Raw genomic sequence first — 18,140 nt, forward strand, 5'->3', positions numbered from 1 at the left:
GTCGCGCGTTGATCAGCGTTCGAGAATCGCGACGACGCCCATGCCGCCTGCGGTGCAGATGCTCACCAAGCAACGACCACCACCGCGCTGCGCCAATTCCTTGGCAGCCGTGGCAATGATGCGCGCACCGGTCGCGGCGAACGGGTGACCGGTGGCCAAGGACGAACCGTTCGGGTTCATCTTGTTGCGATCAATAGCGCCTAACGCACCCGGCAAACCGAGACGCTCCCGGCAATAGGTGTCGTCTTCCCATGCTTTCAAGGTGCACAAGACCTGTGCGGCAAACGCTTCGTGGATTTCGTAGAAATCAAAGTCCTGCAAGCTGAGGCCGTTACGGGCAAGCATTTCGGGGACGGCAACCGTCGGCGCCATCAACAAACCTTCGCCGCCGACAAAATCCACCGCGGCCGATTGCGCATCACGCAAATAGCAAAGCGGTTCGATATTGTGCGCGCGTGCCCACTCGTCGCTAGCCAACAAACAGGCGGATGCGCCGTCGGTGAGCGGCGTTGAATTGCCGGCGGTGAGTGTGCCTTTACCAGAGGTGCGATCGAACGCGGGTTTCAAGGTGGCCAATTTTTCGACAGAGGTATCGGGGCGCAGGATGTTGTCACGCGTGACGCCGCGGAACGGCACCACGAGATCGTCGAAGAATCCGCGCTCATAGGCGGCGGCCAGTTTTTTGTGCGAACTGGCTGCGAGCGCATCTTGGTCTTCGCGCGTGATGCCCCATTCGCGCGCCATGTCTTCGCAATGCTGACCCATCGACTTTCCGGTACGCGGCTCGGCCACGCCGGGGAAAGACGGTTTGAGTGCACCGAAGCGGAATTTGCTGAAGGCTTTGAGTTTGTCGATGGGCTTCTTGGCCGCGTTCGCATTTAACAAAATGCGACGCAGCTTTTCGCTGTAGACAATCGGCACATCGGAGGTGGTGTCTGAACCGCCGCCGATCCCGGCCTCGATTTGACCGGTGGCGATTTTGTTGCCAATCGCCACCAACGCATCCAACGAGGTGCCGCAGGCGCGCTGCAGCGTGATGGCCGGTGTCAGCGGTGACAAGCCGGACGACAGCACGGCTTCGCGCGCGAGATTCCAATCCGACGAATGTTTGATGACGGCACCCATGATGACTTCGCCGAGCACTTGCCCTTGCAGGCCGAATTTTTCGACGGTTGCGCCCAGCGCACGGATCGACAGACCCAAATTGCCGACGTCGGCATAGGCGGTGTTCTGCCGACAGAACGGGATTCGGCTACCACCGAGTACAGCCACGGGTCGCAGGGTTTTCATCTCACTGTCCTTTTCATGGTTCGGGCCGGCGTGTTTGCACGGCAGTCACATACAATTAAAGCCTATTCAGTCGGTTTTCCGAAGCGCGCGCACTGCAAGATGACAAAAAATAACCACCGCTCCGTGCGTTGCCTCATTGCCCTTGAACTCGCGCCGGGTACGCAACCCGAACATGCAGCCCTGAAGCGTACGGAAGCCGACGCGCTGGCCGGCTTGCTGGCGCACGATTTGAGTTTGTTGGTGCCGGAAATCTCGCGCTTTGATCTGACCTTGGTCGCCGCGCATTTCGACCCGGCGGAAGCCGTGCGTCCGGGCTGGCCGCTGCATCAACGATTGATTGAACTGCATGCGCGTGCGCCGGGCAAAACGCCCGATGCGCGTTTGATCGCACTGGGCGCCGATGACAACGGCGCGATTCCGCAACCGCTGCAGTGCGATGCGGATTTGGTCGGTGGCGCACTGCGCGTGATGCCTTTCTTGCTGACAGCGCCGGCATTGGACGGCGATGCCGTGGCGGTGCTCGAAGACACGCTGGAAGCGCAATTACTCGAGCGCGGCATGGCGCGTGCGGAGACGGCGTTGTTTTTGCAAAACGCGCTCGGTGCGCGCATTGAACACGTGCGTTATCTGACGCTGAACGATCTGATTGCCATGACATCGATGCAGTACGCCAACATGGGTTTGGAACACGTTTGGCCGTTGATCGAATCGGCGCTGTTCGCGCCGGAAGAAACCGTGTGGCTGGATCAAGCGCCGGAACCCTTGATCAAACTGGCCGATGGCGAAGCGCACCTGGCGTTGTTCACGCCTGAAGCTTGGCGTGCGCATTACGGGGATTCGAATGACGACGAACAGCGTTTGGCGCGTGTTCTCAAATACTTCGAAGCACGGCAACGGCAAATCGCCGCGGTGCTTGAAACCCACGGCATTCCCGTGGTCTTCGACTGCTGCGCGGGCAGCACTGACGCCCGCGCGCAGCTTTGAGTCTTATTTCAGCGTGATCACACCGCAGGCGATGCGGTCGCCCGAGTTGCCGGACGGCTGCGTGGTGTAATCATCCGGCTTGGCATGCACCACCAACGCCCGGCCATTGATATCGGTTGCACTGCCATTGCCCAAGCCGACATTCTCGATATGGAAGCTCACACGTGCGCTGCCGTTCTCATCCGATTTGATGTTGTCCATGTCGCCGGCATGATGCGCGGCAGACTCGGCGCTGCCATGCGGCTGCGCCGTCGGATTGAAGTGACCGCCCGCACTCGTTGCATCAGCGGCGCTGCAATCGCCCTTTTCATGCACATGAAAACCGAAGGATTGATTGGGTGCCAAACCGGTGAGCGTGCCCATGACGTGCACGCCGTTGCCCATCGTCATCATTTCGAGGGTGCCGGCGACTTGGCTGCCGGATTTCGCCGCCATCACGGCGCTCGCGGCCTTGTCGGCGCTGCCCGCCCGGGACTTGCTGTCAGGTGCGGCGCAGGCGGAAAGCGCGAGAACGACGGCACTGGTCAAAAGCAGGTTTTTCATGATGCGGACTCCTTGAGCTGGAAGTTGCATTCAAACATGCAGCCTGTGCACTCAATCTGACGATGAGGGCGGCCGCAGGGATCCGAGCTTGCGCGTCAGGGTATTGCGGCCGAGTCCCAGGCGTTGCGCGGCCTCGCTGCGATTGCCGCCGGTGAGACGCAAGGCTTCCTGCATGAGGATGTCGTCCAGCTTGGCGCGTGCCTGCGCGTGCGGCGATGAAAGGCCTTCGCGCAGCGCTTCGGATGCCCAGAGCGCCAAGGCATTTTCCCAAGCGCTGCCGGTCGCCGGGGTTTGGCGATGCATCACCGCATCGACCTCATGCACGCCGATCTGATCGGAGGCCGCCAATGCGGTGACACGCCAACACAGGTTTTCCAACTCACGCACATTGCCGGGCCAGTCATACGCCTGCAAGCGCTTCAATGCACCGCGATCGAATTGTTTTTTCCGCACGCCCATGGTGGCCGCACAGGCCGCAAGAAAGGCATCGGCCAATTCGGGCAGATCGGATTTGCGTTCGCGCAAGGGCGGCACCACCACGCGAATCACGTCCAAACGGTGCAACAGATCGGCGCGAAAACGGCCTTCTTGCACCAAGCGTTCCAGCGGTTGATGCGTCGCCGCGATGATGCGCACATCGACGCCAATCAATTCACGGCCGCCAACGCGAAAAAACTCCCCTTCGGAGAGCACGCGCAGCAAGCGCGTTTGCAAGGCTGCCGGCATGTCGCCGATTTCATCCAGGAACAAGGTGCCGCCGTTCGCTTGTTCAAAGCGACCGATGCGTTTTTGCTGCGCGCCGGTAAACGCACCGGCCTCGTGACCGAAAAGTTCGGATTCCAACAACTCGGCTGGAATTGCCGCGGTGTTCAACGCAATGAACGGTGCACGGGCGCGCGGCGACTCGTGATGCAGGGCGCGTGCGATGAGCTCTTTGCCGGTGCCGGTCTCACCGGTGATCAGCACACTCATGGCGGTTTGGGCGGCACGCCCCAAGGTGCGGAACAAGGCTTGCATCGCCGGTGCTTTGCCGATCAATTGCGGCACGTCGACCGTTTCTTGGGCCTCCGGCGGTGTTTCATCGCGCGTCGATCCCAGCGCCCTTTCCACCACACGTAGTGCTTCATCGAGATCGAAAGGCTTGGAAATGAAATCGTAGGCACCGCTGCGAAACGCGCTGGCGGTGGACTTCACATCGGTAAAGGCACTCACCACGATCACCGGAATATCGGCGTGCGCCGTTTTGAACCGCGCAAGAAAACTCAAACCATCCTCACCCGGCATGCGCACATCGGTCAGTAGAAGTCGCGGACTGCGACCTTCGGTCAATGCGCGTTCGACCTCTGCGGTTTGCGAAAAGGATTCGACCTTGTATCCGGCATCCGCCAACGTCGTGGACAGAACAAAACGCACGGCTTGTTCGTCGTCGACCACCCAAATGTCTTGATCAGCCATCTCGGTCATCGCTCTCGGCATAGGGCAAAGTGAGGGTGAACACGGTGTGGCCGGGACGTGATTTGTAACTGACGGTGCCGCCGTGCTCGCGTGCCACTTGCTGCGCGAGCGCGAGACCGAGGCCACTGCCTTCGGCGCGACCGGTCACCAACGGCAGAAACACTTGTTCGGCCAAGGATTCGGGCACGCCGTTGCCGTCGTCGACGATATCGAGCCGGAAACACAGGGCGTGCGGCACATCGGCAATCCGGACGCCGTGTTCGGCACGCGTACGCAAAATCACTTGGCTGGATCCGGCTTCGATGGCGTTGCGCACCAGATTCCAAACGGCTTGGGTCAGACGATCGGCGTCGCCTTCGATATCCGGGAGACTCGGGTCGTAGTCGCGATTGATTTTGACCGACCAGCCGGCATCGTTCTCAGCGAGGCGTTGCACGCGATCGAGAATGGCGTGCAGGTTCAACAAGGTGTGCGGCGTTTCCGCCTGTGGCGAGATCAATCGATCCAACATCTGCGTGAGTCGGTCGACTTCGGATTGGATGAGACGCGTCAGTTCTTCGTTGCGTGTTTCATCGCGATGGCGTGAGAGCAATTGCGTGGCACCGCGAATGCCGGCCAATGGATTGCGCAGTTCGTGCGCCAGGCCTTTCATCGCCGCCGCAATCGCGGCCGACAGCGCCTCGCCGCTGGTGGCGGTGGAGAACTCGTCAACCGGATGCGCTTCGAGCAAAAAACCCGAAGGCGTTCTCGCCACCCAGACATCAGCAAAACGGGTCAATGGCAGGCCGGGCATCGCGAACGCCACCCGATGCAACTTCATCGGTGGCGTTTCCGGTTGTAGATCGGCAAGCGCGTCGGTCAAACGACGCGTCTGCATTTCCAATGCGGTCAGCGGTTGATTGAGCAGCCGCCGTTGACCGACTTGCAGCCAACGCGCGAAGGCCGGGTTGGCATGTTGGATGATGCCGTCGGCATCGCAGCACACCACCGGGGTTTGCAGGTCGTCAGTGTGGGCGATCGGGACGGTCATTGCACCATTATGGGGCACAGCGCCGCCCGATCGCGCCTTGGCGGATTAGCGCCAGGTCAACTTGATCCACACGGTTCGACCGGGTTCGTTGATGCGCACCGGATCCGCCGTATAGCCAAAATCGACACTGCCGGTTCGGTTCAAATGTTCGCTGTAAACCCGATTGAAGGCGTTGTCGATGCCACCGCTGAGCGTCAGTGCGTTGCTGAGCTGCCAATGGGCATTGAGTGCCCATGTGCTGAAGCCGCGACTGGCATCGATATCCCGACCGACCACATTGCCCTGGCCCGGCGCAATGCGGTCTTGCCCGCGTACACCGCGACCGAGCAACGACAGGCCCCAGCGATTTGTTTCATAGGCCAAGGTCCATCGCGCCTCCAACGGCGGGATTTGTCCCAGCGGTGTATGACTGTCGCTATGCTCGCCCCAGGCGTAGGCAACGCTGCCTTCGGTGCGCCAATGCGAGGCAATGCGCCAGCTGCCACCGGCTTCCAGGCCGTGGATGTTGGCATCGATCTTGTTCGCGCGGGTGCTGCGCATCATGCCCATGGGCAGATCGGAGAATTCGATGTAGTCGTGAATTCGGCCGATGTAACCGTTGGCCCAAAGCGACACGGTGCGCGTTTGGTAGGCGAAACCGACATCCCATTGTGTGGTTTGCTCCGGCCGTAACGCGCTGAACGCGTTAACGCTTCCCACTGGACCGAGGGTGGCGGAGAACAGCTCCCAATAGTCGGGCATGCGTTCAACATGACCGAGGCCGGCATACCACTGCAATGCCGCGCTTGAATTGCTTTCGATTCGGAGGAAGCCGCTGGCCAAGGTGGCTTGACGCGTTTGTCCCCGGGTCGGGTTGGGACGCGGCATCATACCGTCGGTCATGGCGCGCAGATCTTGCACCGTTGCGCGATCACCGCGCGCACCGAAGACGATTTGTGCGGTGTTCGCGCCTTTCCATGTCGCTTCCACGAAGAGACCGGAGTTGGCGAGTCGCGCATCGTCGACCCAAGGCAGTTGTTCGGGCGGTGTGTCCGGACCCCCGACACGACTGCGGTGTTCACTGCGACTGAAATCGCCACCGGTCGCCAGGCTTAGCCGGCCGAGTTGCCAACTCAGCGCCACACGTCCGCCCGTTGTCGTGCGGTCAACATCGGCGTACATGGGCATGGCCATCATGCTCTTCGGGTTCGGCGTGCGAAGACTGTAGTTGTCCATGATGTGGTCGGCGCGGTTGTAGTAGAGCGAGGCTTCGTAGCCCGCCAACACCCCTTGCATACCGGTGGTACGCGCCTGCAGCGAGAGATGCTCGCGCTTGAATTGACGGCCATCCATGCCGCGCCCGGCGTACTTGGCTTCGCCGTCACCGCTGCCGGCATTGAGTTGGATGACCGTGTCGTCATCCGGCGTGTAGCCGAGGCTGACGTCCGCGTTCCATTTCTTCCATGCGGAAGGCACGATGTCGCCGTTGCCATCGGTGTAGTCGTCGGCTTGCGAATGGTTGGCGGTTGTACGCAAGAAAACAAGTGGTTTGCCCATGCGCAGATCGACGGCCGCGTCGCGGCGATTGAAGGCGCCCGCCATCAGGCTGCCTCCGCCTTCAAAAGGCGATTCGGTCATGCGTTTGCCGAGGCGGTCGAAACGGATCGTGCCCGCAGAGGCACCAGGGCCCCAGAGCACGGTTTGCGGCCCCTTCACCACGATCAATCGATCGAAGTTTTCCGGTGAGACATAAGACAAGGGATTGTCCATGCGCGCCGGACATCCACCGGGCATGGTGCCTTCGTCGGTGAGGATGTTGAGGCGTGAGCCGTGCATGCCGCGCAGCACCGGATCGCCATTGGTGCCGCCGTTACGAATCGCATTGAAGCCGGGAACCGTTTTCAAATAGTCGGCGCCGTCACTGGCGGGCACCGGTTGCCGCGGCAGTTTTGTTTCCAGTTCGAAGGTGAGTGGCGACACCGGCGCTGCGGTCACCACCACTTTTTCAAGTGTGACTGCCGGCGCTTCCACGTGTTCGGTATCGGAGGGATTTTGTTGGGCCAAGGCCGGCATCGTCGCCAGAGCCATGGCCACAGCCAACGACAGGCGTGCGCGTGCGCGCGCCGCCCTGTTCAAGGTATTCATGTGTACTCCAAATTCTGTGACTGCAGGCAGGCGCCCGCAAAAAGGTGTCAGGAATCAGGCGTACAGCGGTGGCCCTCGAGAGCCGAGCGATGTGGCAGGCGCGGGTATATGCCGGCGTACATGCAGCAGGGGCAAGCGCAGGCGTACGAACGGCAGGAAGAGCGCGATGAAGATCGCAACCGCGAGCAGCGCGGTGCCGCCCAGCAGTGCGCAGTAACCGCAGGCGGCTTCGTGCTTGCCGACCGGCGTCGCTTCCTTGTCGTGAATGCTCATCGGCAGGCTGATGTACTGCATGCCGACTTTCGTGCACATCGCTTCGACGATGTTGCCGACCGGGTTCGACGGTTCGGCCAGCATTCGGCTCACTCCCGGGGCAAACGCCATCAGCATTGCGGCGAGCAATGCGAGTTTGATCAGCAACGGATGGTGGCGGGCGTTCTGCACGTGGCGACTATACGCGAGCTTTTGCCACGATGGACCAAGTGAAGACGAAGCGTGCCACTTCGGTGCCGTCTGGCATGCGGCCGACGGTTTCAAGCGGCAGCAGGACAGCTTCGCCGGTACGCACGGCTTCATCCACGGCAGCGCGAATGGCAGCGCCGCCTACGCAGGTGAAGCTGGCCTTCGCCGTGGCCCGGACGAGAAATTCAGCTTCCGCGCGCTTCACCAACATGCCGGTCTTTTGCGGCAAGCCTTGCAGTTCCGCCATCACCATCGCGCCTGTGGAGAGCTCGGCCGCCATCGCGAGTGCGGCGAAATAGGTGGATTTGAAAGGATTGGTCGAACGCCATCCGTGCGGAACACTAACGGCACAGGCGTCCGCGCTGATTGATTCAATGCGCAATCCGGCCAACAGCGCCAACGGCAGCTTGAACAACAGGAAGGCGCGAAACGCCCAACGCCCTTGAATGCGTTTGCGAAATTGCTCGGCTGCCGTGCGTTCCACGTCGATACTGTCTCGTATTGCTTCCTGTGGCCATCATAACAAGGCAGTTTTGCCCGACGCACAAAAAAGCCCCGCGCTTGGCGGGGCTTTCTCGCGAGCCTCGTGAGGATCAGATCGTGTAGTACATCTGATATTCCAGCGGGTGCGTGGCCGCGCGGAACGCAGTGACTTCCTTCGACTTCATCGCGATGTAGCCGTCGATGAAGTCATCGGTGAACACGCCGCCGGCCTTGAGGAATTCGCGGTCTTTGTCCAAAGCTTCCAGGGCTTGGTCGAGCGAATGGCAAACGGTCGGGATGTTCTTTTCTTCTTCCGGCGGCAAGTCATACAAGTCTTTGTCGCTCGGGCTGCCGGGATCGATTTGGTTCTTGATGCCGTCAAGACCCGCCATCATCAATGCGGCAAAGGTCAGGTAACCGGTGTTCATCGGATCGGGGAAGCGGATTTCAATGCGGCGCGCTTTCGGATTCGAGACATGCGGAATGCGGCAGGAGGCCGAACGGTTCGAGGCCGAATAGGCCAACATCACCGGGGCTTCATAGCCCGGCACCAAACGCTTGTAGGAGTTGGTGGTGCTGTTGGCGAAGGCGTTGATGGCACGTGCGTGCTTGAAGATGCCGCCGATGTACCACAGCGCCATTTGCGACAGACCGCCGTAGCCGTCACCCGAGAACAAATTCTGGCCGCCCTTGGCCAAAGACATGTGCACGTGCATGCCGCTGCCGTTGTCGCCGACGATCGGCTTCGGCATGAAGGTCGCAGTTTTGCCTTCGCGATGCGCGACTTGCTTGATGATGTATTTCATCGTGAGCAGGTCGTCGGCTTTCTTCACCAAGGTGTCGAAACGCGTGCCGATTTCGCATTGGCCGGCGTTGGCGACTTCATGGTGATGCACTTCGACTTCGATGCCGGTTTCGGTCAGCACTTTGCACATGTCGGCGCGGATGTCGTGCAGAGAATCGAGCGGTGCGACGGGGAAGTAACCGCCTTTCACCATCGGACGGTAGCCGTGGTTGCGTCCGTCGTAGTCACGACCCGAGTTCCAATGCGCTTCTTCGGAGTCGACTTGGAAGAAGGTGTGACCCATTTCGTTCGCAAAACGCACCGAGTCGAAAATGAAGAACTCGGGTTCCGGACCGAAGAATGCCTGCTCGGCGATGCCGCTGGCTTTCAAATAAGCTTCGGCACGGCGTGCGACCCCACGCGGATCGCGCGAATAGGCTTGCATGGTGGTCGGGTCGAGAATGTCGCAGGTCAGCACCAGCGTCGGATGCATGGTGAACGGATCGACGAAGGCGGTGCTCGCGTCAGGCAGCAGGACCATGTCCGAGTTTTGAATACCGCGCCAACCGGTGATCGAACTGCCGTCAAACATGCGGCCGTCTTCGAACAGGCTTTCATCGACGATGTGAGCCGGGAACGTGACGTGGTGCTGGACGCCGCGCATGTCGGCGAAACGCAAATCGACGAATTCGATGGCGTGGTCTTTAACGAGTTTCAGAACGTTTTCGATGGACATGGCGGACTCGGTAGAAGGGATGCATGAGATAAAGCAAAGCGCATGCCAAGCTTGAATGGCACGCAAGCGCTTGATTTATATACTTCACCGCCACGAGATCCGTCTGTTTCGCACCAGAACGGGCGGCAATTGCACCATGTCGGTGCAACTTGTCTTATTCCGTGTGACTCAAGCCGCGGGGGCAGCGGCGCCCGCGTAACGCATGGCAACGTCACAGCGTTCGTAGCGTGTGCCATAGCGCGCGGCGATGTCCGGATCGTGGACAAAGCCGAGTTTCTCGTAGAGATGAATCGCTGCGGCGCAACGTTTGTTGGTCAGCAGATAGAGCGGATCGGCGCCCATCTCAATGCCGCGCGCAATCCCATGCTGCAACAGGAATTCGCCGGCTTTCTTACCGCGCGCCGATTCACGCACGCCCATCTTGGTCAGCTCGATGCCGCCTTCACCCGTTCGTTGCAACGCACAGGTGCCGACCACACCGAGCCCGTCGATTTCGGCGAACAAGATGTCGCCGCCGGGCGCGATGATTCGGGCACGCGGATTCTCCAGCACCTCACGATCGGTGTCCTCGAGTTTGAACATCGAGGTGATCCATTCGACATTGATGTCGTGGAATTCACCGGCCAACTCGTCTGTAAAACGAATCAGCCGGACATCCTGAGGTGCGTCGTTCGCCATGCTCAGCCTGCTTTCTTTTCCGCGGGAGCCGATTCGGATTCCAGGCGATCGCCCAGCATCCAGCGCACAGCGACGTAGAACACCGGGATGAACAGCAGACCGAGCACCGTCGCGAACACCATGCCGCCGATCACACCGGTACCGATGGCGTGACGCGCGTTGGCACCTGCGCCGGTAGAGATGGCCAGTGGCACCACGCCGGCGATAAAGGCCAACGAGGTCATCAAGATCGGTCGCAAGCGCAGACGTGCCGCTTCCAGCACTGCCGCACCCAAGGGCTTGCCTTCCTGACGCGCGAAGATCGCGAACTCGACAATCAAAATCGCGTTCTTGGCGGCCAGGCCCATCACCGTGATCATTCCGATCTTGAAGTAGATGTCGTTGGGCAAACCACGCAGCATCGAGAAAATAACCGCGCCCATGATGCCGATCGGCACCACCAACAACACCGCGATCGGCACCGTCCAGCTTTCATACAGGGCGGCGAGGCAGAGGAAGACCACCACGATCGACAACACCATCAGCATGGTGGTTTGGTTGCCCGACAAAATTTCCTGATAGCTCTGACCGGCCCAGTCGTAACCGAAGCCTTGCGGCAATTCCTTCTCGACAATGCGCTCCATCGAATTCATCGCATCACCGGAGCTGTAGCCCGCCGCCTGCTGCCCCACCACTTCAATGGCGGCAAAGCCGTTGTAGCGCTGCAGTGCCGGCGGTGCGACCTGCCACTTGGAATGCACCACGTTGGACAACGGAATCATTTCGGCGACCCCGGTGGCATCCTGCGTCGTCGACGGCGTGTAGAAATGCGACAAGGATTCCGCGCCGGTGCGATAGGCACCTTCCGCTTGCATGGTGACGCGTTTGACGCGGCCGCCTTGTACGAAGTCATTGACATACACCGGCGCCAGCATCAACTGGATGGCGCTGTAAATGTCACCCACCGACAAGCCCATGGCCTGTGCTTGCACGCGATCGACATCGAGTTTCAGCTGCGGCGCATCGGCCAACAGGTTCGGGCGCACCGCCATGAGCGATTTGTCTTGGCTGGCCTTGGCCATCAAGGTGCCCAATGCCTGACCGAGCGCTTCACGCCCGGCGCCACTGCGATCTTGCAAGTACATGTCGAAGCCGCCGAACTGACCGAGGCCGCTGACGGTCGGCAAGTTCATGACGAACACTTGCGCGTCACGAATGCCGAACATGGCACCGTTGGCCTTGCCGATGAACTCGGTGGCGGTGGTGTCACGGTCTTTCCAATCTTTGAGCTTGATGAAGCCCATGCCGACGTTTTCGCCCTGCCCCATGAAGCTGAAGCCCGCCACTTGCATGACGCTTTCAAACTCGGGTAGTTTTTCCAGATTGCTTCGCACGTCTTCGAAGACCGCTTCCGTGCGGCGCAAGGTGGCACCGGCAGGCAACTGCACCATGACCAAGGCATAGCCCTGATCTTCTTCAGGCAGGAAGCTGCCTTTCATCTTGCTGAAAAGAAAGCCGCCTACGATGGCGAGCGCGAGGAACACCACCATCCAACGCGGCGTATGCCGGATAGCGCTGCCGATGTGCCCGACGTAAGTGCTTTGCACTTTGTCATAAATGCGGTTGAAGCCGCGGAAAATCGGATTGCGGCTCTCGTGATTCGTAGTCGGCTTGAGCAAGCTGGCACACAGCGCCGGCGTGAACCCCAAGGCCAGAAATGCCGAGAAGAACATGGCAATGGCGATTGTCAGCGCGAACTGCTTGTACACTGCGCCTGCACTGCCTGTCTGCAAGGCACTGGGGATGAATACCGCGGCCAACACCAAGGTGATAGCGATGACCGCACCGGTAATTTGGTCCATCGCCTTTTTGGTGGCCTCATAAGGCGACAAGCCTTCTTCAGTCATCAAGCGCTCGACGTTCTCAATGACCACGATGGCGTCATCCACCACGATGCCGATCGCGAGGACCATGCCGAACAGTGACAACTGGTTGATGGTGAAGCCCAGCACGTACATGCCGAGGAAGGTACCGAGCAACGCAACCGGAATGACCAATGTCGGAATCAAGGTGGCGCGCAAATTTTGCAAGAACAGCAGCATGACCAGGAACACCAGCACAATGGCTTCGGCTAAGGTCTTGACCACTTCGTCGACCGAGATCTTGACGAAGGTCGAAGTATCGAAAGGGGAGAACCACTGCACGCCGGCGGGAAAGCTCGGCTGCAGTTCATCCATGCGCGCCTTGACGTCTTTGGCGACCGCCATCGCGTTGGCGCCCGGGGCCAATTGCACCGCGAAACCTGCGGCGGGCGTGCCATTCCATTTCAGATTGAACCCGTGGGCACCGGCTAATTCAATCCGTGCCACGTCTTTCAGGTGCACCGAAGCGCCACCGCTGTCAGTGCGCAGCAAAATGTCTTCGAATTCCTTGACGGTTGAGAAGCGCCCTTCGGCCGCCACTGTGGCGGTGAACATTTGCGAATCCGGCGAAGGCTCGCCACCGACCGAACCGGCCGAGAACTGCACATTCTGCCCGCGTACGGCCGCGAGCACTTGCGACGCCGACATTCCGTAGGAACGCAACTTTTCGGGATCGAGCCAGATTTGCATCGAATACTCGCCGCCGAACACCTGCGTGCTGCCGACGCCGGGGACGCGCGAAATCTGATCCACCACGCGTGACGAAATCATGTCCCCCAGCGCATCACGATCGACCGCGGGATTGGTCGACTTCAACGCCACCACCATCAAAAAGCCGGCGTTGGCCTTGGCCACGGTGACGCCGGATTGAATCACTTCGGTGGGCAATCGCGCCGTTGCCTGCGAAACCTTGTTTTGCACCTGCATCTGCGCGATGTCCGGATCGGTGCCCGGTTTGAAGGTCAGGTTGATGCTGGCGCGGCCACTCGAACTGGAGGAACTGAAGTAATCGAGATTGTCGATGCCCGACAGTTGCTGTTCGATGACCTGGGTCACCGCGCGTTCGGTGGTTTCGGCGCTGGCACCCGGATAGCCCGCGCCCACGGAGACTTGCGTGGGCGCGATGTTCGGGTATGACTCAATGCCGAGATTGCCGATTGCCAGCACACCGGCCAACGAGACGAGAATCGCAATAACCCATGCGAAGACGGGATGCTCGATGAAATAACGGGGCACGGGATCAGCCTTGTTTGGCGGCGGGTTTCGGCGCATCGGCCGGCACGCCCTTCACAGGCTGACCCGGCTGTTGCACGCGTTGCAATCCACTGACGATGACCTTGTCGCCTGCAGCGAGGCCGCCGTCAACGATGTAATCGGCGCCTTCCTGGCGCCCTTCCGGCAGACCCTTGCGCGCGGCTTTGCCTTGCGCGTCCACCACCAACACGTAGGGCCCTTGGGCATCACGCAACACCGCGGTTTGCGGAATGCGGAACGCGCCTTTTTGTTCCGCCAGCGAAGCGCGCACGGTCACAAAGGTACCCGGCATCAACAGACGTTCCGGATTCGGCACCACGGCACGAAGTTTGACGGCACCGGTCGCGGGATTGACCACGTTCCCTGCGTAATCGAGTTTGGCCGTATGTGCGTAGGCACTGCCGTCGGGCAGGATCACCGTGATGTCGCTGGAGCCACCGCCATCGCCGGCCTGACGCAGGCGCGTCAACTCATTGCCACCGACTGAAAACTCCACATAGAGCGGATCGATCTGATCGACGGTGGTGAGCAGCGTGGCGGTCCCCTGCCCGACCAAGGCGCCCTCGGTCACTTGTTGGATACCGGCCCGACCCGAAATCGGGGCGCGAACGGTGGCATAGCCTTGATTGATCTGCGCGCCTTGCAAAGCGGCACGGGCTTGTTGCACGGCTGCATTGGCACTGCGCTCTGCCGCCAGTGCGGCATCCAAATCATTCTTGGAAATAAATTTGCCCGGTGCCAGTTTGCGGGCGCGCGCGGCATTCGCCGTTGCGTTGGCCGCTTCGGCCTGAGCACGCGCCAAAGCTGCCTGCGCCGCGCTGGAGTCCGCTTGCAATTGCGCCGGATCAATACGGAACAACACTTGGCCCGCACGCACGTCGCTGCCTTCGTCATAGAGTCGGCGTTGGACGATGCCGGGAACGCGCGCGCGAACGTCGGCGCTGCGGTATGGCGTCAGGCGACCGGCGGCTTCCGCCTTGAAGGAAATATCCGCGGGCTGCGCAACGATGTAGCCCACTTCCGCTGCCGGCATCGCACCGCCGGGTGCGCCACCTGGGGCCGAGGCATCGGATTTACCGCCACAGGCCGAAAGGAACAGGGCGGCGGCGAGCGCCGGAACAAAACACGTGGAAGTGCGATTCGGCATCTTTCGGACCTCTGAGGTAGCGCTACAGTTTAGCGGCACGCGATGTGCGGCATGTAGATGAACAAAGTCATGGATCGCGCTATTTTCGCACTTCGGTTTGCGCTTGTATTGTCTTGACGTCGCCGCCGATTCGTGGACAAGTTGCGCCTCCCTGTCACGATTCCGACATGTGACGTGCAGGTTTGCCTTTACTCTATCTTTTTCCAGTCACGACCCCGCCATGCCCGAATTTCTCAATGCGTTGTTGCTCGGCATCATCGAAGGCATCACCGAGTTCCTGCCGATTTCGAGCACGGGGCACCTGATCATCGCCGAGCAATGGCTCGGTCATCGCAGTGTTTTGTTCAACGTGGCGATCCAAGCCGCTGCGATTCTCGCGGTGGTCTTCATCTATTGGAAGAAGTTGGTTGCCTTGGTGCAGGCGTTTCTCGGTCGTCGCGATGTCGTGCATCCGGAGACGGGGCAAAGCTTGGGTATTGGCTTTGCGCGCGACTACGTCATCAAACTGGGCGTGTCGTTCGCGGTCACCGTTGTCGGCATGTTGGTGGTGAAAAAACTCGGCTGGGAATTGCCCGATGCCGTGCGACCCATTGCTTATGCCTTGGTGATCGGCGCGGTGTGGATGGTGGTTGCCGAACACTTCGCCGCGAAACGTGCCGCGCGCGATGGCGAACGCCGTCAAATCACTTGGACGATCGCTGTGTTGGTCGGCTTGGCGCAAGTCGTTGCCGGTGTGTTTCCGGGCACCTCGCGTTCGGCCGCCACGATTTTTGTCGCACTGTTGGCCGGCTGCACATCACGCGCCGCGGCAACGGAATTTGCCTTCTTGGTCGGCATTCCGACGATGTTTGCGGCGACGGGCTATGAGTTTCTGTCGCTGGCCAAAGATGGTCAGTTGGGCCAAGAGAATTGGACGTCGTTAGGCATCGCTTCTGTCGCCTCTGCCATCACCGCCTTCATCGCCGTTAAATGGTTGCTGCGTTATATACAGAGTCACCGGTTCACGGCCTTCGCTGTGTATCGTGCAATTTTGGCCGCGATTCTGCTGGCACTGGTGCCCGCCACGGCCTGAGTCCACGCAACTGGAGTCGCCATGAAAATCCGAGCCGTTCTACTCGCCTGTGTATTAAGTGGCTGCGCCGCGCCGCAGTCCGGATCCCAAAACACACCACCGCTGCAATTGGAAGGTACGAAGTGGTCGCTCGCCACAGCCACGGACAACCAAGGTGTGATCGGTGCATTGGTCAACAAACCCGGCAAACCCGTGGCCATTGCGTTTGAGAAAGGTCGCGTGGGCATCAGCGAAGCCTGCAACCATATGGGCGGCGCCTACACGCTGACGGGTTCTACGTTGAAGGTCGAACGCATGATGTCGACGAGGATGGCGTGCGAGCCCGCGCTGATGGAAGCCGAAGCGGAAATCGGCCGCCAGATTGAGGGCAGTTCCAAAGCGGAAATGGCGGGTGATCAGCTGGTGCTGAAAACCGCCCAAGGCGCGACGCTCAGCTTCGACCGCAACCAAGGTTGAGCGAACGCACGAACCAGTCTTCGGCGTAGCCCTGCATGCGCCAATTGCGCAGAAAGCCGCAATGGCCGCCGTGTACATGGAGCTCGAAGTCCACATTGGACAAGCGATCCAAGCCGTCGAAGTCGCCCACTGGAATCACCGGGTCATCGGCCGCCATCAGGATGTGGGCGCGCACCGGTGCCTCGGCCAGTGCCGCGTTGGGCACGAGATACGCGTCGAAGTAATCTTCGATCGACGCGAAGTCGGTGTGCGCCTCCACCATCCATTGCGTCAACGCGCGCATCGGCAAGGACAACACCTCATCGGCGAAGGCATGTCGTTCCGGAAATAGCGTACGCTTCTTGCGTAGCGAGCGGCGCCATTTGGTTTCGAAATAGTTGATGTAGATGCGCGGCCCGGTTTCCATGCGACGCATGGTGTGATGCGGATTGAGCGGCGGACACACGGCCAGGGTGCGGCGTAATGTGGGCAGCTTCGCGGCACCTTGGATGCCGACACGCAGCGCGAAGTTGCCGCCCAATGAATAACCGCCCACAAACAAATCGGTGTGGTCGATGTCCCGCACCACGGTCGCGATGGCCTCGATGACTTCGCGAATGCGCGCGGAATGGAAGATATCCGGATTGAGATGATGGCTGTCGCCGTGATCGCGGAAATTCAAGCGGAACACGCGATAGCCCGCCGTAAGCAAAGCTGCGGTGGTGGCACGCATGTAGTTCGAGTGGACACTGCCTTCCCATCCGTGCAGCAAGACCACCAGCGCGGACTGTGACGGGTTTAGGGGGGTGCTCAAGACGCCTTGCAGGCGCGCGCCGTCGCCGGCATCGACCACTTTCAATGTATGGATCGCGCGTGTGGCATCCAAGCTTCGTTTGACGTGGAAGCCGCGCCAAACGCTGGACGACAAGATCGTTTGGATGTGCGCGCTGCCAAGCCCCAGGGCCGGATGGAAGCCGCGATCTTGCAACACCGTCAATCCAATCCTAGCGCGGTTTGGATGCGTGCACGCGCGGTGTCGGCGATCCGGCTGCGGCCCTCGAATTCTTCCGGTTGGATTGGCTGCAAATATTTCACTTCGACATCGCACGCCGGCTCACCCAACAGCCGCCACAAATTGCCGCCGAAACTCTCGCCCCGATGAAAGGCAATGCGCGTCTGTGATTGGCCATTCGTGCCGTATTGAATGGCCACGGGCTGCACCGGCGCAGGGGCTTCCACCGCAGCGAAAAAGATGCGTGCGTGGAATGGGCCGAGGGCCTTGCCATCGCGCGTACCGCCTTCGGGAAACGCACCGACCGAACGACCCGTGCGCAATCTGCGCACCATGGTGTCCATCACGTCGCCCAAGGAATCCTGGCTGCCGCGCTTGTGGAAAATGGTTTGCGCGCGACGCGCCATCCAACCGACCACCGGCCAACCGTTGATTTCCTGTTTGGCGACGAAGCCCATCAAGCGCGTGCTGTGCAACACGATGATGTCGACCCAACTGACGTGATTGGCGACAAACAGCGTGGCGACCGGCGACTGCACACCGGTGGATCGGATGCGCAATCCGAAAATGCGCATCATGCCGCGCGACCACCAACGCACGGCCCAAGCTTCGGGCGTCGTATTGCCGATGTTGATGCCGTGAAAGATCGGCAGCATGAAGAAGACCGCGATCGGCAAGTCGATCAGCGCGTGCCACGCAATCAGTGGCAATCGGTACGCATAGCGGATGAATCGTCTGAAACTTGCCATC

At 60.4% G+C, this 18,140-nt stretch carries 16 protein-coding genes; 3 read left to right on the top strand and 13 right to left on the bottom strand.

The features are described from left to right. Positions 1-12 precede the first annotated feature (12 nt). Entirely contained in the window at positions 13-1,290 is a 1,278-nt protein-coding gene (locus H8L67_RS00335) for an acetyl-CoA C-acetyltransferase (RefSeq protein ID WP_220379829.1), read from the bottom strand. A gap of 99 nt (positions 1,291-1,389) precedes the next feature. Here H8L67_RS00335 and H8L67_RS00340 point away from each other — a divergent pair, with 99 nt between their 5' ends. Further along, positions 1,390-2,274, top strand: a complete 885-nt coding sequence (locus tag H8L67_RS00340; protein ID WP_220379830.1) for a hypothetical protein — start codon at positions 1,390-1,392, stop codon at positions 2,272-2,274. A 3-nt stretch (positions 2,275-2,277) separates the two neighbouring features. On the opposite strand, the gene H8L67_RS00345 is transcribed toward H8L67_RS00340, so the two are convergent. From H8L67_RS00345 to H8L67_RS00390, 10 genes are all read right to left on the bottom strand, one after another. Then, positions 2,278-2,817, bottom strand: coding sequence for a superoxide dismutase family protein (locus H8L67_RS00345; RefSeq protein ID WP_220379831.1), 540 nt, complete (start codon positions 2,815-2,817; stop codon positions 2,278-2,280). Between the two features lie 51 nt (positions 2,818-2,868). Then, positions 2,869-4,281: a nitrogen regulation protein NR(I) gene (gene ntrC, locus H8L67_RS00350; RefSeq protein WP_220379832.1), complete on the bottom strand. Its 1,413-nt coding sequence runs from the start codon at positions 4,279-4,281 to the stop codon at positions 2,869-2,871. Further along, entirely contained in the window at positions 4,265-5,302 is a 1,038-nt protein-coding gene (locus H8L67_RS00355) for a two-component system sensor histidine kinase NtrB (protein WP_220379833.1), read from the bottom strand. Before H8L67_RS00355 ends, ntrC begins: the two co-directional genes overlap by 17 nt. A 45-nt stretch (positions 5,303-5,347) precedes the next feature. Continuing rightward, entirely contained in the window at positions 5,348-7,426 is a 2,079-nt protein-coding gene (locus H8L67_RS00360) for a TonB-dependent copper receptor (protein ID WP_220379834.1), read from the bottom strand. Positions 7,427-7,480: 54 nt separating this feature from the next. Further along, positions 7,481-7,870, bottom strand: a complete 390-nt coding sequence (locus H8L67_RS00365) for a DUF2946 family protein (RefSeq protein ID WP_220379835.1) — start codon at positions 7,868-7,870, stop codon at positions 7,481-7,483. Positions 7,871-7,877: 7 nt separating this feature from the next. Continuing rightward, positions 7,878-8,372 (bottom strand): DUF4442 domain-containing protein, encoded by a 495-nt coding sequence (locus H8L67_RS00370; RefSeq protein WP_220379836.1) that lies wholly within the window; start codon positions 8,370-8,372, stop codon positions 7,878-7,880. A 109-nt stretch (positions 8,373-8,481) separates the two neighbouring features. Beyond that, positions 8,482-9,891, bottom strand: coding sequence for a type I glutamate--ammonia ligase (gene glnA / locus H8L67_RS00375; RefSeq protein WP_220379837.1), 1,410 nt, complete (start codon positions 9,889-9,891; stop codon positions 8,482-8,484). A 168-nt stretch (positions 9,892-10,059) separates the two neighbouring features. Then, positions 10,060-10,569, bottom strand: coding sequence for a GNAT family N-acetyltransferase (locus tag H8L67_RS00380; RefSeq protein WP_220379838.1), 510 nt, complete (start codon positions 10,567-10,569; stop codon positions 10,060-10,062). Between the two features lie 2 nt (positions 10,570-10,571). Next, positions 10,572-13,706, bottom strand: a complete 3,135-nt coding sequence (locus tag H8L67_RS00385) for a multidrug efflux RND transporter permease subunit (RefSeq protein WP_220379839.1) — start codon at positions 13,704-13,706, stop codon at positions 10,572-10,574. 4 nt (positions 13,707-13,710) lie between these two features. Further along, entirely contained in the window at positions 13,711-14,871 is a 1,161-nt protein-coding gene (locus H8L67_RS00390) for an efflux RND transporter periplasmic adaptor subunit (RefSeq protein ID WP_255555975.1), read from the bottom strand. A gap of 220 nt (positions 14,872-15,091) precedes the next feature. Between H8L67_RS00390 and H8L67_RS00395 the strand changes: the two genes are divergently transcribed. Then, positions 15,092-15,943 carry an undecaprenyl-diphosphate phosphatase gene (locus H8L67_RS00395; RefSeq protein ID WP_220379840.1) on the top strand — a complete coding sequence of 284 codons (852 nt, stop codon included), beginning with the start codon at positions 15,092-15,094 and terminating at the stop codon, positions 15,941-15,943. Between the two features lie 21 nt (positions 15,944-15,964). Further along, a complete protein-coding gene (locus H8L67_RS00400; protein WP_220379841.1) occupies positions 15,965-16,399 on the top strand; it encodes an META domain-containing protein in 435 nt (144 codons plus the stop codon). Here the strand turns inward: H8L67_RS00400 and H8L67_RS00405 are convergent. Together H8L67_RS00405 and H8L67_RS00410 are read right to left on the bottom strand one after the other, a co-directional pair. Further along, the gene (locus H8L67_RS00405; protein WP_255555976.1) at positions 16,374-17,369 is read right to left on the bottom strand and encodes a YheT family hydrolase; all 996 of its coding nucleotides are present in this window, start codon (positions 17,367-17,369) and stop codon (positions 16,374-16,376) included. The genes H8L67_RS00400 and H8L67_RS00405 overlap by 26 nt on opposite strands. Before the next feature lie 2 nt (positions 17,370-17,371). After that, on the bottom strand, positions 17,372-18,139 hold the full coding sequence (locus H8L67_RS00410) for a lysophospholipid acyltransferase family protein (RefSeq protein ID WP_220379842.1): 768 nt from the start codon (positions 18,137-18,139) through the stop codon (positions 17,372-17,374). Between the last annotated feature and the right edge of the window lies 1 nt (position 18,140).

The sequence above is a fragment of the Lysobacter soyae genome, assembly GCF_019551435.1.
In the GTDB taxonomy this organism is placed as follows: Bacteria; Pseudomonadota; Gammaproteobacteria; order Xanthomonadales; family Xanthomonadaceae; genus Solilutibacter; species Solilutibacter soyae.

Coding starts and splice junctions, on each gene's coding strand:
- H8L67_RS00380 (WP_220379838.1), bottom strand. CDS start 10,569: ATGGCGAACGACGCACCTCAGGATGTCCGGCTGATTCGTTTTACAGAC.
- H8L67_RS00360 (WP_220379834.1), bottom strand. CDS start 7,426: ATGAATACCTTGAACAGGGCGGCGCGCGCACGCGCACGCCTGTCGTTG.
- H8L67_RS00340 (WP_220379830.1), top strand. CDS start 1,390: ATGACAAAAAATAACCACCGCTCCGTGCGTTGCCTCATTGCCCTTGAA.
- H8L67_RS00390 (WP_255555975.1), bottom strand. CDS start 14,871: ATGCCGAATCGCACTTCCACGTGTTTTGTTCCGGCGCTCGCCGCCGCC.
- ntrC (WP_220379832.1), bottom strand. CDS start 4,281: ATGACCGAGATGGCTGATCAAGACATTTGGGTGGTCGACGACGAACAA.
- H8L67_RS00345 (WP_220379831.1), bottom strand. CDS start 2,817: ATGAAAAACCTGCTTTTGACCAGTGCCGTCGTTCTCGCGCTTTCCGCC.
- H8L67_RS00410 (WP_220379842.1), bottom strand. CDS start 18,139: ATGGCAAGTTTCAGACGATTCATCCGCTATGCGTACCGATTGCCACTG.
- H8L67_RS00400 (WP_220379841.1), top strand. CDS start 15,965: ATGAAAATCCGAGCCGTTCTACTCGCCTGTGTATTAAGTGGCTGCGCC.
- H8L67_RS00355 (WP_220379833.1), bottom strand. CDS start 5,302: ATGACCGTCCCGATCGCCCACACTGACGACCTGCAAACCCCGGTGGTG.
- H8L67_RS00395 (WP_220379840.1), top strand. CDS start 15,092: ATGCCCGAATTTCTCAATGCGTTGTTGCTCGGCATCATCGAAGGCATC.
- glnA (WP_220379837.1), bottom strand. CDS start 9,891: ATGTCCATCGAAAACGTTCTGAAACTCGTTAAAGACCACGCCATCGAA.
- H8L67_RS00335 (WP_220379829.1), bottom strand. CDS start 1,290: ATGAAAACCCTGCGACCCGTGGCTGTACTCGGTGGTAGCCGAATCCCG.